This window comes from Clostridium lentum, assembly GCF_014287815.1.
Lineage (GTDB): Bacteria > Bacillota > Clostridia > Clostridiales > Clostridiaceae > Clostridium > Clostridium lentum.
The window spans coordinates 38607-53104 of record NZ_JACOOQ010000001.1; the positions used below are offsets into that span (position 1 = coordinate 38607).

General features: G+C 30.5%; 8 protein-coding genes and 4 pseudogenes. 11 read left to right on the forward strand and 1 reads right to left on the reverse strand.

From position 1 onward, the window contains the following. The 11 genes and pseudogenes from murB to rlmD all read left to right on the forward strand — a co-directional run bounded on the left by murB (position 1) and on the right by rlmD (position 14280). Positions 1 to 921: a UDP-N-acetylmuramate dehydrogenase gene (gene murB / locus H8R92_RS00195; protein ID WP_022211503.1), complete on the forward strand. Its 921-nt coding sequence runs from the start codon at positions 1 to 3 to the stop codon at positions 919 to 921. Positions 922 to 1035: 114 nt separating this feature from the next. Continuing rightward, positions 1036 to 1920: an RNase adapter RapZ gene (gene rapZ, locus H8R92_RS00200; RefSeq protein ID WP_022211504.1), complete on the forward strand. Its 885-nt coding sequence runs from the start codon at positions 1036 to 1038 to the stop codon at positions 1918 to 1920. A gap of 23 nt (positions 1921 to 1943) precedes the next feature. After that, positions 1944 to 2873, forward strand: a pseudogene (locus H8R92_RS00205) (gluconeogenesis factor YvcK family protein); the annotation flags it as partial. A 211-nt stretch (positions 2874 to 3084) separates the two neighbouring features. After that, on the forward strand, positions 3085 to 4035 hold the full coding sequence (whiA, locus tag H8R92_RS00210) for a DNA-binding protein WhiA (RefSeq protein ID WP_022211506.1): 951 nt from the start codon (positions 3085 to 3087) through the stop codon (positions 4033 to 4035). A gap of 20 nt (positions 4036 to 4055) precedes the next feature. Beyond that, a pseudogene (gene dnaE / locus H8R92_RS00215) lies at positions 4056 to 5288 on the forward strand (DNA polymerase III subunit alpha); the annotation flags it as partial. Positions 5289 to 5510: 222 nt separating this feature from the next. Further along, positions 5511 to 6281, forward strand: a complete 771-nt coding sequence (locus tag H8R92_RS00220; protein ID WP_022211508.1) for an LAGLIDADG family homing endonuclease — start codon at positions 5511 to 5513, stop codon at positions 6279 to 6281. A gap of 549 nt (positions 6282 to 6830) precedes the next feature. Further along, positions 6831 to 9125, forward strand: a pseudogene (gene dnaE, locus H8R92_RS00225) (DNA polymerase III subunit alpha); the annotation flags it as partial. Between the two features lie 429 nt (positions 9126 to 9554). Then, the gene (gene pfkA / locus H8R92_RS00230; protein ID WP_186834507.1) at positions 9555 to 10514 is read left to right on the forward strand and encodes a 6-phosphofructokinase; all 960 of its coding nucleotides are present in this window, start codon (positions 9555 to 9557) and stop codon (positions 10512 to 10514) included. A gap of 61 nt (positions 10515 to 10575) precedes the next feature. Then, positions 10576 to 11988, forward strand: a complete 1413-nt coding sequence (pyk, locus tag H8R92_RS00235; RefSeq protein ID WP_022211511.1) for a pyruvate kinase — start codon at positions 10576 to 10578, stop codon at positions 11986 to 11988. A 438-nt stretch (positions 11989 to 12426) separates the two neighbouring features. Further along, positions 12427 to 12774: a DUF1540 domain-containing protein gene (locus H8R92_RS00240; protein ID WP_022211512.1), complete on the forward strand. Its 348-nt coding sequence runs from the start codon at positions 12427 to 12429 to the stop codon at positions 12772 to 12774. A 126-nt stretch (positions 12775 to 12900) separates the two neighbouring features. After that, complete coding sequence (gene rlmD / locus H8R92_RS00245; RefSeq protein WP_022211513.1) at positions 12901 to 14280, forward strand: 23S rRNA (uracil(1939)-C(5))-methyltransferase RlmD; 1380 nt, start codon at positions 12901 to 12903, stop codon at positions 14278 to 14280. Between the two features lie 40 nt (positions 14281 to 14320). Here the strand turns inward: rlmD and H8R92_RS00250 are convergent. Beyond that, positions 14321 to 14497 (reverse strand): annotated as a pseudogene (locus H8R92_RS00250) (IS3 family transposase); the annotation flags it as partial. Between the last annotated feature and the right edge of the window lies 1 nt (position 14498).

Genomic DNA, 14498 nt, shown 5'->3' on the forward strand with positions numbered 1-14498 from the left:
ATGAATAAATATAATAAATCAGGAAATTTGTTTAGCCAATTATATAAAGAAGAATATATAAAGATAGATGAGCCATTAAAAAAGTATGTTAATTTTAAAGTTGGTGGACCAGCTGATATTTTATTAATTCCGGAAACAAAGTCGCAAGTAATTGAAAGCGTTAAGATATGCAGGGAAAATAATATTCCTGTATATGTTATAGGAAATGGTTCTAATTTGCTTGTTAAAGATGGAGGAATCAGAGGAGTAGTAATTTTATTAACATCATTAACTGGAATGGAAGTAGTAGAAGAAAAAATAGAAGTTGAAGCAGGAGTTATGCTTAAAGCAGTTTCAGATAAAGCAATGGAGCATTCTTTAACAGGATTTGAATTTGCTTGTGGTATTCCAGGAACTATTGGAGGAGCAGTGTTTATGAATGCTGGTGCTTATAATGGTTCTATGAGTGATGTAGTTGAAAGTATAGAGGTTATTAGTGAAGATGGAGAAATAAAGACTTTATCTAAAGAAGAATTAGATTTTGGTTATAGATCTTCTGCTGTAATGAAAAAGGGATATATAGTTTTAAGTGCTACTTTAGACTTAAAACATGGTGAAGTAAAGACTATTAGGGAAATGATTACAGATTTAACTGAAAAGAGAGAATCTAAGCAACCGCTTGAGTATCCATCAGCAGGAAGCACATTTAAGAGACCAGAAGGTTATTTTGCAGGAAAGTTAATTCAGGATGCTGGATTAAAAGGGTATGAAATGAATGGGGCAGCAGTTTCTAGCAAGCACTCAGGTTTTGTTATTAATAAAGGTGGAGCAAGAGCAAAGGATATATTAAATTTAATTAAACATATTCAAGATGAAGTCAAAAAGCAATTTGGTGTAGATCTTCATACAGAAGTAAGAATTGTTGGAGAAGATGAAAATTAATTTATAATTTATAATTAAGGGGATGTATTACTGCATCTCCTTTTTTGTCGTGATATAATTAAATTAATGATGGAGTTAAGTATAATATAGTATTATTTTAGGAGGAAAAGATACATGAGATTTATAATTGTAACAGGACTATCTGGAGCAGGAAAATCAGAGGCAACAAATGCATTAGAGGATATGGGGTATTTTTGTGTAGATAACTTACCACCAAAACTTATAAAGAAATTTGCAGAAGTATGTAAGCAAAGCCAGGGATCAATTGATAAAGTTGCCTTAGTTATGGATATTAGAGGTGGTATTTTCTTTGATGATTTATTTGAGAGTTTAAGTGAATTATCTAGGGAACAATTCCGATATGAAATATTATTCTTAGATACTTCAGATGAAGTACTGGTTAAGAGGTTTAAGGAAAAGAGAAGAAGCCATCCATTAGCACCAGGTGGAAGAGTGATTACAGGAATTGAACTTGAAAGACAAAAGCTTAGAGAAGTAAAGGATAAAGCTGATGTAATTATAGATACATCCAAGTATGCTATAAAGGATTTAAGAGAAGAAATGGCTAGAAAATTTGGTGATAAAGAAATGCCAGAAAAACAAATGGCTATTACTATATTAAGCTTTGGCTTTAAATATGGAATTCCTGTAGATTCAGATTTGGTGTTTGATGTAAGATTTATTCCAAATCCTTTCTATATTCCAGAACTTAAGCCGTTTTCAGGCAATGATGAACCTGTAAAGAACTATGTTATGGATCAAATAGAAACACAAACATTTTTAGAAAAAGCAAATGATATGTTTGAATTTTTAATTCCTAATTACCAAAAGGAAGGTAAGAGACAGTTGATAATTTCCATTGGATGTACAGGAGGAAGACATAGATCAGTGGCAATAGCCAATTCAATTTATGAAACACTACATTCTAATAATCACGATGTTTATGTAGAGCATAGAGATATTAAGGAAGATGTACATAAGGGAGATAAAAAACTATGATGATAAAAGAGAATAATGAGGTTAAGGTTGTGGTTATAGGTGGAGGGACTGGACTTTCCACCATGTTAAGAGGATTAAAAAAATATACAAGCCATATAACTGCTATTGTGACTGTAGGTGATGATGGTGGAGGGTCAGGCAAGATAAGAGAAGACTTAGGAATGCTTCCACCGGGAGATATAAGAAACTGCATTTTAGCATTGGCTGATACAGAACCTTTAATGGAGGATCTGTTACAATATAGATTTACTGAAGGTAGTTTAAAGGGGCAATGCTTTGGGAATCTTTTTTTAGCGGCGATGGCGGGTATAAGTGAAAATTTTGAAGATGCAGTACAAAAAATGAGTTCAGTTTTAGCTGTTAAAGGGAAGGTACTACCAGTAACTTTAGATGATATGAAACTTGTTGCTGAATTGGAAAATGGTGAAATAATAGAAGGTGAATCAAAAATACCTAGTGAAGTTATTGTAAGAAAAACAAGCATTAAGAAATTAGCTATTAAGCCTATTGATGCAAAGCCATTGGAAGAAGCAATAAAATCAATAAATGGTGCAGATGTTATTATTATGGGTCCAGGAAGTCTTTATACAAGTATAATACCTAATCTTCTTGTAAAAGGTATATCAGAAGCAATCTGTAAAAGTGATGCTAAGAAAGTATATATTTCAAATGTAATGACTCAGCCAGGAGAAACTGATGGATTTAAAGTTTCTAACCATTTAAAAGTACTAATGGATTATGGAGTATCAGGAAATATTGATTATGTTATTGCTAATAATGGAATAATTCCTTCAGATATTAAAGAAAAGTATGCTAGAGAAAATGCTGAACTAGTAGTTTTAGACTATGAAAATATAAATAACTTAAATGTAAAAATTATTGAAGCAGACCTTATTAAGATTACTAAGAGATATGTTAAACATAATGCAGACAAATTAGCAGAACTTATTATGAAGAATATGTAAAAGAAATGAATATAATTTTTAAAAAGTATTAGTTGTTGGAAAGAATAAAGATTGGCTTTAGAGGAGAGTTCAGATATTTTATGGTGGTTAATTAGCACTTAAAAATTAAATGAACTTTCCAGTTTATTAGTGTGATACATACGGAACAGTTTATGATATAATACATAATGTATTTTAAATTAGTTAGGAGAAGGAATATATGTCGTTTTCAGCAAAGGTTAAGGGAGAAATATGTAGATATACGGATATATCCATAGAAGAGGCATTGGCAGAGATTTCTGCAATAATGAAAGGCAGTGGAACAATTGGATTTAGTGGAAGAGGACTTAGCTTTAAGATAACCACAGAAAATCCAGCATCAGCAAGACATATATTTACTATATTAAAAGAATATTTTGATATACATTCTAAGCTGATGGTTAAAAAGAGCAATTCACTTAAGAAGAATAATATATATATGGTATTAATAGATGAAGAAATGGGTGTAAGGGATTTATTAAAGAAGACAGGGATTTTTCAAGAAATTGATGGAGTATTAACTTTAGATTATAAGATAGATCCTGAAATGATAAAAACTGATGAATATAAAAAAGCTTATATAAGAGGAGCATTCATTGGTGGTGGAAGTATCAGTAATCCTGAAAAGACATATCATTTAGAGTTTGTAATTCATAGTGAAGAATACGCTAAAGATTTATGTAAATTAATAAATTCTTTTGGATTAAATTCAAAAGTTATACAAAGGAAAAACAGTTATATTATTTATATAAAAGAAGGAGAACAAATAGTAGACCTTTTAAATATAATAGGAGCGCATACTTCTTTGCTAGAGTTAGAAAACATAAGAATAATGAAGGAAATGAGAAATAATGTTAATAGGCTTGTTAATTGTGAAACTGCCAATTTAAGCAAGACAGTAAATGCAGCAGTAAGACAAGTTGAAAGTATTAAGCTTATTCAAGAAAAGATTGGTCTTAAGAGATTACCTAAGAATCTGCAGGAAGTAGCAGAATTAAGATTGAGCTACCCTGATGAATCACTTAAAGAATTAGGTGAAATGTTAAATCCACCAGTAGGTAAATCAGGAATAAATCATAGACTAAGAAAAATTGAAAAAATTGCCGAGGAAATAAGAAGTGGAAATTATTAAAAGAATTAAAAAGGGGTGATATTTTGTCAAAGGAATTTTGCCATCTTCATTTGCATACTGAATATAGTTTGCTAGATAGTTCAGCTAAAATTAAAAAGCTTATAGCAAGGGCTAAAGAACTTGGTATGAAAAGCATAGCTATAACTGACCATGGTGTCATGTATGGGTGTGTAGCTTTTTATAAGGAAGCAGTGGCAAATGGAATAAAGCCAATACTAGGATGTGAAGTTTATGTTGCAGCTAAATCCATGAATATAAAGGTTGCAGATAAAGAAAATTCTACAAATCACTTAGTATTGTTGGTGAAAAATGAAATTGGTTATGAAAACTTAATGAAGATAGTGTCGGCAGCATCAATTGATGGTTTTTATTATAAGCCGAGGGTTGACCATGAATATTTAAAAAGCCATAGTGAAGGTATAATTGCCTTAAGTGCATGTCTTGGAGGAGAGGTACAAAGAGCTATAATGGCAGATGACTATGAAAAAGCCAAGAAAGTAGCTTTAGAATATAAAGATATTTTTAAAGATGGTTTCTATTTAGAAATACAAGATCATGGCATGGAAGAGCAGCGTAAGGTTATAGATTGGAATATGAAGTTATCTAAGGAAACTGGTATACCACTTATAGCAACTAACGATGTTCATTATTTAACTCAAGAAGACTCAAAGGCCCATGACATATTGATGTGTATTCAAACAGGAAAGACCATTGAAGATACCAATAGGAGAAGGTATCCTTCAGATCAGTTTTATTTAAAGTCAGCTGATGAAATGAGGGATTTATTTTCTTATGTACCAGAAGCATTGGAAAATAGTATTAAGATTGCAGAGGAATGTAATTTTGATTATGAATTCCATGTATCAAAGTTACCAAATTTTCCTGTACCAGATAATAAGGATCATTTTGAATACTTACAGGAAGTCTGTTATGGTGGTCTTATTGAGAGGTATGATGTCTTTGAAGGCTTTAGAAATATGCCTGTAGATGTTAAATCCATTAAGGATTTTGCAAACACTAATGAAGAAGCATTAGGATATGTGGAAAGACTTGAATATGAGCTTGGTGTTATTAATGAAATGGGGTATGTTGATTACTTTTTAATAACTTGGGATTTTATTCATTTCTCCAACGAACATGGTATTCCAACTGGACCTGGGCGTGGATCTGCGGCAGGTTCAATTGTAGCTTATACTTTAGGAATAACAAAGATAGACCCTATAAAGTATAGTTTAATCTTTGAGCGTGAATTAAGATGCGCTCATTAAATTGGGTGAATTGCTGGAAAGCTAAACTAATAATAATTAGCATGCTAATCAGCAGCCAAGTCTAGGAATAGCTAAATGTACTAGAAAGGTTCAGAGACTAGAGAAGTGAGTAGCTAAGCAATAATCTTCTCCACGAGTGCCCAACATACCAAATAAAATATGATAAGTATGGAAAATATATTTATATATAATAGAAGGAGAGATTCAATGTATAAATATATTTGTGAGAAATGTAATTGCGAATTTGAGACTAAGAAGAAGAACCAATTATATTGTTCTAAGAGTTGTGCTAATAGTGTTAATGCATCAAAAAGAAAGATACTTGATAAAAGTATTTTTTCAAATGGAATAAATGAAGAAACTGCGTATATTTTAGGATTAATATTTTCAGATGGGTGTTTGAGTTATGATATACATTCAAAAAGATATAGAATAACAATATCTATGAATGATTATGATATATTAGAATATTTACGAAGTACCTACACACCTTTAAAGAAACTATATGTATATAAGAATAAAAAAGGAAAAAGTGAGACATATACATTTATAACCACTGATGAATACGACATTAAATTTTTAAGAAGTGTTGGAGTGGGAGAAAGAAAAAGCAAATATATAAGACTTCCTAAAATTAATGATAGATATATGAGAGATATGATAAGAGGTATATTTGATGGAGATGGAAGTGTGTATATAAATAAAACTAAAGGAATTTATAAATCGGAAATAAAAGTATATGAATATGTAAATGCTTCATTCACAACAGGTTCTAAAAAGTTTGCAGAAGATTTACTAAATATACTTTCAGAGAATTATATTAATGCTCATATAGTAAAAGATTCAAGAAAGAAGAAAGAGTGTTGGTACGTAAAGATATATTCTAAATTAGATATAGAGAAGTTTTATAGATATTTATACCTAGATACATATATTTATCTAGGTAGAAAACGAAGTTTATTTGGTATGATGATATAGTCCAAACTGAGATAGAAAAGACTATCTGATGAAAATGAGGGAAACCTCCAGAGCACGGAATAAAGAGTCCGTGGTTAATAATAATTTGTTCTTAAATCCAGAAAGAGTTAGTATGCCAGATTAAAAGACTAGTTTATATGAATTATTTATATAATAATTCAAAAATATATTTAGATAGGAAATATGATAAATATAATATTTTAAAAAATATGAAATAAGCTAGTTTATAGTCGTGCATGTTAGAAATAGCATGCTTAAAGAGCCTCGAATTGCTGGAAAGTCCTTAGAGCCTTTTAAACCAAAGCAGAAGGATGAAATAAGCTTAAATGTAATGGTGGTTTAACCATAAAAATTAAAAGGATTGGATAACCAGCAGCCAAGTCTTGAAGAGAGAAAGGTCCAACGACTAGTGCAAAGGCACGTAGCATTTATTTTAGTTATATTTGCGAAGTGGGGCATCCCAAACCGTAAAGGGCGGTGGGAGAAGATATAGTCTATACCCACTGAAAAATCAGTGTTAAAGTATCTTGAAAAAGAGGGTAGTAATAGATAGATTCGGATTTTTGTTACGAAAGAAGACAAGAAGTAATTGATTATGTTGTTGATAAATATGGTGTTAACAATGTATCACAAATAATTACTTTTGGTACTATGGCAGCAAGAATTTGTATAAGAGATGTAGGTAGAGCTATGAATTATTCTTATGCAGAGGTTGATAGAGTTGCCAAGATGATTCCTACAATGCTAGGGATAACCATAGAAAAGGCTTTAGATATGAATCCAGAACTTAAGGCAGCATATGATACTGATGATAGGGTGAAAACTCTTATTGATGTAAGTAAGACGTTAGAAGGCTTACCGAGACATTCATCTACTCATGCGGCAGGTGTTGTTATTGCATCAAAGCCATTGGTGGAATATGTACCATTACAAAAAAATGAAGATAACATAGTAGCTCAATTTGATATGACAACATTGGAAGAATTAGGGTTACTTAAGATGGATTTCCTTGGTCTTAGAACATTAACAGTTATGAGTGATGCTGTTAAAATGATTAAAGCAAACCGAGAAATAGAAATAGATTTAGACAAGATAAACTTTGAAGATAAAGAAGTTTATAAGATGATTGGTGAAGGAAAAACAGCAGGGGTATTCCAATTAGAATCACCAGGTATGACTTCATTCATGAAGGAACTTAAGCCAGACTGTTTAGAAGATATCATAGCTGGTATTTCTTTATATAGACCAGGTCCTATGGCTGAAATTCCAAGATATATTGAAGGTAAGAGAAATAAAGACAGTGTACATTATGAAACGCCTGAATTGGAAGATATTTTAGACGTAACGTATGGTGTAATGGTGTATCAAGAGCAAGTAATGGAAATAGTTAGAAAGCTTGGAGGGTATTCTTTAGGAAGAAGTGATATGGTTAGAAGAGCTATGTCTAAGAAAAAACATAGTGTCATGGAACAAGAACGTAAAAATTTTATTTATGGAATTGTAGATGAGGAAGGAAATGTTGAAGTTCCAGGTTGTTTAAGAAATGGGATAAGTGAAAAAGCGGCAAATGATATCTTTGATTCAATGATGGATTTTGCTTCATATGCTTTTAATAAAAGTCATGCAGCAGCTTATGCAGTAGTTGGTTATCAAACTGCATATTTAATGCATTATTATCCTGTTGAAACAATTGCAGCTATGTTAAATTCCATGATGGGAAGTTCAGAAAAGGTTGCACATTACATTAACTTTGCTGAAAGCCAAGGAATTCAAGTTCTTCCACCAAACATAAACGAAAGTTATTCCAAGTTTACAGTACAAGATGACAAGATAAGATTTGGGCTAGCAGCCATAAAAAATGTAGGTATGAATGTGGTTGATAGTATAGTTGAAGCAAGAGATTCAAAAGGAAAATTTGAATCAATTACAGACTTTATCAATAAAATAGATTTATCAGCCATCAATAAAAGAGCTGTAGAAAGCTTAATTAAAGCTGGAGCATTAGATGATTTTAAAATATTTAGATCAAAGCTTTTAGCTGTACATGAAAAGTTGATGGATAGTATGGCAAGTGAAAGAAAGAGAAATATAGATGGTCAAATAAGCTTATTTGGATTAACGGAAGATGAAGATTTTAAAGCAACAGAAGTTATGTATCCAAATATAAAAGAGTTTGCTAAAAATAATTTATTAGCAATGGAAAAAGAAATGACAGGTCTATATTTATCAGGACATCCTCTTGATGAATATGCTAAAAGTTTAAAGGTGATGACATCTACAACCATACAAAAGATTTATGATTGTAAAGAAGCACATAATGAAGGTATTGACCATGAAGAATATTCAATACATGATGAAGATAAAGTGGTTGTTGGTGGAATAATTACAGAAGTTACTCAAAAGGTTACGAGAAATAATCAAATAATGGCTTTTATTAAAATTGAAGATTTAAGTGCTACTATAGAAGTTATAGTTTTCCCTAAAACTTTAGATAGAGTAAGAAATTTAATTGCTGCTGATGCCTTTGTTATTATTAAGGGAAGAGTGAGTATGAAAGAAGATGAAGCTGTGAAGATTATCTGTGAAACTATGGAACCTCTAGAAAAAGTAGATTCATCTAAAGTTTATGTGAGAGTTGATAATTTAGATATGGCCAGAGCCACTAAGCCAAAGCTTATGGAAATTTGTAATGAATATGCAGGAAATACACCTTTGTATGTATTTACAGCAAATGATAGAAAAAATTATAGAATGCCAAGAAATATGTGGGTAAATTTATCTAGTGATATATTTTTAGAATTAGAAAAAGTATTTGGTGAAGGTAATGTTAAAATAGTAGAATAAAAATGACCTGGCTTAGTTAAAGTCAGGTTATTTTTTATTTATAAAAAATAACAAAAATTACAAAAGGTTTTTGTAAACAAATACAGTAGAAAATAGTAAAAAATATAAAAAATAATTTTTAAGTAATTATTTTAGTTTTAATTATTTAAAATAACTTTGTTAATTATATTAATAAAGTCTTGTTTTTCAAGGCTTTCAAAATAAAAAAGCAATTTTAAAAACATTATATATTTTAATTTATTATAGGACACAATATAAAATGAACATATAAAAATCTACAATATAGTTGCTAAATTTAGTTGCAATGAAAGCACTTTAACAGTAAAATAAAAAATGGTAGGAAAAAGTTTAAAGATTCAGAAATTTTAAAGATTTCAGAGGATGTGGGACATGCAGAGTCCATAGTGGTATCAAGGAGGAATGATTATGATAAAAAAAATAGCTGTTTTAACTAGTGGAGGAGATGCTCCGGGGATGAATGCTGCTATTAGAGCTGTAGTTAGAACTGCATTACATCATAACATTGAGGTAATGGGAGTACACAGAGGTTATAGTGGATTGTTAAATGGAGAAATGTTTCCAATGAATAGATCATCTGTTTCAGATATTATTCAAAGAGGTGGAACAATTTTAAGAACAGCAAGATGTGAAGAATTTAAAAAAGAAGAGGTTAGAAAAGAAGCAGTAAAAATACTTCAAGATAATGGAGTAGATGCACTAGTGGTTATTGGTGGAGATGGTTCATTCACAGGAGCTAAATTATTATCAAAATTAGGTGTTAAAACAATAGGTTTACCAGGAACTATTGATAATGATTTAAGCTACACTGATTATACTATTGGATTTGATACAGCTTTAAACACTGTAACAGATGCTGTTGATAAAATAAGAGATACATCAACTTCTCATGAAAGAGTTTCTATAGTGGAAGTTATGGGAAGAAATTGTGGTGATATAGCTCTTTACGCAGGAATTGCATGTGGAGCAGAATATATAATAACTCCAGAAAAGGGATATGATAAAAAAGAATTATGTGATATTATATTAGATGGCAAGAAAAAGGGAAAAATGCATAATTTAATATTACTTGCTGAAGGTGTTGGAGGAGCTAGTGAACTAGCTAAATTTATCGAAAACGAAACAAAAATAGAAACAAGAGCAACGGTATTAGGCCATGTTCAAAGAGGAGGAAGTCCAAGTGCTTTTGATAGAGTTTTAGCTTCAAGAATGGGTTCAAAAGCTATTGAATTATTATTAGAAGGAAAAACTTCAAGAGTAGTTGGTATAAGAAAGAACGAAATTTATGATGTAGATATTGATGAAGCATTAGCACTAGATAGAACTTTTGATAATAAGTTATTTTCAATATCAGCTGAAATAAATAGTTAGTTATGTTATCTAAAATTATATATATAAATTAAGATACTAAACATAAAGGAGTGTTATTTACATGAGAAAGACTAAAATAATTTGTACAATAGGGCCAGCGAGTGAAAAGAGAGAAATATTATCTCAAATCATAGAAGCAGGAATGAATGTTTCTAGACATAACTTCTCTCATGGTGATCATGCAGAACATGCAGAGAGAATAAACTTAGTAAAAGAATTGGCTAAAGAACATAATAAAGAAATAGCTGTTATGTTAGATACTAAGGGACCAGAAATAAGAACTGGTAAATTTGAGCCTAAAAAAGTTGAGTTACAAGCTGGAGCTAAGTTTACAGTTCACGCAGGTGGAGATGTAATTGGAAATACTGAGGAATGTTCAGTAACTTATGCTGGTTTAGCTAGTGATGTTAAAGTAGGAGATACTATTTTAATAGATGATGGTTTAGTGGGTTTAACTGTTGAATCAATTGAAGGAAACAAAATCCACTGTACAGTTCAAAATACTGGATTTGTTGCAACTCATAAAGGAGTTAACGTTCCAGGAGTTTCAATAAAATTACCAGCTTTAACTGAAAAAGATATAGCTGACTTAAAATTTGGTTGTGAAATTGGAGTTAACGCTGTTGCAGCTTCATTTATAAGAAAAGCTTCAGACGTTGAAACAATAAGACAAATATTAAATGAAAATGGTGGAGAAGACATCAAGATAATTTCTAAGATAGAAAACCAAGAAGGTGTTGACAACATAGATGCTATATTAGAAGCATCAGACGGATTAATGGTAGCAAGAGGGGATTTAGGAGTTGAAATTCCATTTGAAAAATTACCAGCTGTTCAAAAAATGATGATAGAAAAATGTAATGCTGCTGGAAAGCCAGTTGTTACAGCTACTCAAATGTTAGATTCTATGATGAGAAACCCAAGACCAACAAGAGCAGAAGTTTCAGACGTTGCTAATGCTATCTATGATGGTACAGATGCAATCATGTTATCTGGAGAATCAGCTAACGGAGATTGGCCAGTAGAATCAGTTCAAACTATGGCTAGAATAGCTGAAGAAACTGAAAAGAAATTAAGCTATGAAACAGCTGTTTCAAGAGCTAAAAACCATACTCCAGCAGTTTCAGGAGTTATTTCAAGAGCTGCATGTAATGCTGCTAATGAATTAAAAGCTGCTGCAATAGTTACTTCAACTAAGAGTGGAGCTACTGCTAGAAGAATTTCTCAATGCAGACCAGACTGTCCAATAGTTGCAGTTACACCTAACGAAAAAGTAGCTAAGGGATTAGCATTTAGCTTTGGAGTATATTCAATGGTTACACCTACTGCTTCAAACACAGATGAAGTTGTAGCTAATGCTATAGAAGCTGCTAAGAGCAGTGGATTTGTTACTGCTGGTGAAACAGTAGTAGTTGCTGCTGGGTTAGATACAGTAGGTTCAACTAATCTTTTAAAGGTTACAGAAGTTAAATAGTAAAAATAACACTCTATAAAGAGGTACCATAAGGTACTTCTTTTTTTACAGGAAATAAAAAATAATGAAGAATGAATTAAGAAATTTTTTTATAATTAATTTATTACTTATAATTAATAATTAAATAGAGTATACTATTTAATAAAAATGAATAAAATTATGCAACATAAAAGTTAAATGTCTTAAAAAATGAATTAAATATTGCAAAAAAGTATAAAAAACATAAAATTTAACAAAAAGTTAACAAATTAAATCTAATATATAGGTTATAATGAATAGTATGATTAAAAGATGGCAATCGTTTTAAATCATGGCAACTTATTAACCAATTTGCACCGTAAGGTGCTCTTTTTTTTATTTAAAAATAAAATACTGTATAAAGTTTATTAAAAATGAAAATAACTAATAAATATAATGAAATATTTAGGAGGTATTTTTATGACAACTTTAAATTGCTGTTCAACTAATTGTGTCAATAATAAACATGGTACATGCAAAGCTCATGAAATAAATGTGAATGGACAAGATGCCCATTTTGCCAGTGAGACAGAATGTAATGGATTTAATGATAGTAAGTTTAGAAGTGCATTGAATATGTTTGATAATATGAATATATTAAGCCGTTTGCAAGATTATACAGCAAATACACCAATAACATCAGTTCATTGTACTGCCAATAACTGTTTCTACAATAAGTATGGACAATGTAGTGCAGAACATTTAAGTTTTAAAAATAATGATTTAAAAAAGAAGATAAATTGTGATACATTTATAGAAGCATATTAATATAAAAAGCTGATTTCTTTTCATTAAGAAATCAGCTTTTTATATTAAAGATTATTTATAACATTAATGACATAGTATATAATAGATTTTAAAGCGGAAGAAATATATGATTGACAGGTGATAAATTTGGTAGAAAAAAATAAAGAATATATATTAGATGTAGTAGCTCAAGGATATGAGGGAGAAGGAATCGCCAAGATAGATAATACTTTTCCTGTATTCGTTGAAGGAGCATTAGTAGGGGAAAAAGTAAAGGTTAAAATAGTAAAATCAAAGAAAAGTTTTGCTTATGGAAAGCTTATAGAAATTGTGGAGGAATCAAAAGAAAGATGTACTTCTGAGTGTGGAATATATAAGAAGTGTGGTGGTTGTAAGTTACAACATAGTACATATAAAGAACAATTAAAGTTTAAACATGAAAGAGTAAAAGATTGTATCAGTAAGATAGGTAAGTTAGACGAAAGCTTAGTAAAGTTTCCTTTATGCATGGAACAACCTTGGAGATATAGAAATAAGGTTCAATTGCCTATAGGATTAGTTAATGGAAAACTAAAAATAGGGTTCTTTGCTCCAAGAAGTCATGAAATAATTGATATGGAAAGTTGTTTAATACAAGATGAAATTGCTGATAAAGTAGTTGAATTGACTAGAAGCTGGATTATAAAAAATAATATTAAGCCCTATAATATAGATGGACAATATGATGAAAGCGGTATATTAAGACATATTATGATAAGAAGAGGATTTACTACTAATGAAGTTATGGTTGTAATAGTAACTAATGGTAGAGACCTTCCACATAAAGAAGAATTTATCCACTTAATGGTTAATAATATACATGGAATCAAGAGTATTATTCAAAATATAAATTCTAAGCCAACTAATGTAATATTAGGATTAGAATCTAAAACTCTTTGGGGAAGTGATACTATATGTGATTATATAGGAGAGTTTAAGTACAATATATCACCATTATCATTCTTCCAAGTTAATCCTATCCAAACAGAAGTATTATATGCAAAGACTTTAGAATATGCAGATTTAAGTGGAAATGAAACAGTATTTGATGCTTATTGTGGAACAGGAAGTATTACATTATTTTTATCACAGAAAGCAAAAGAAGTTTATGGAGTAGAAATTATTCCACAAGCAATTGAAAATGCAAAGATAAATGCTGTGGAAAACAATGTGGATAATGCACATTTCTATGTAGGTGAATCAGAAGTAGTTATACCTGATTTAATTAGTAAAGGTATTAAAGCTGATGTAGTTGTAGTGGATCCACCAAGAAAAGGCTGTGATAAAAAGTTATTAGATGCAATAACAAATATAGATGCTAAAAGAATAGTATATGTAAGTTGTGATCCAAGTACATTAGCTAGAGATTTAGCTATTTTGGAGGAAAATGGTTATAAAACAGTGGAAATACAGCCAGTAGATATGTTCCCTCATACAGTACACGTCGAGACAGTTGTTTTGATGTCAAAGGTGAACCATAACAAGTAAATATAGTGTAGAAATCAAAGGACTTTCTCAAAGACTATCGTTAAAATATGTATGAAGTCTTACGGAAAGTCCTTTTTCTGTTATACCAACCTTCAATATATTTAAATATAGCTATATTGGCTTCTTCGAAGGTGCGATATGTATTTCTATAGATTTCTTCCTTCTTTATTGAAGAATGGAAAGATTCTATACAAGCATTGTCATAAGGACAACCTTTT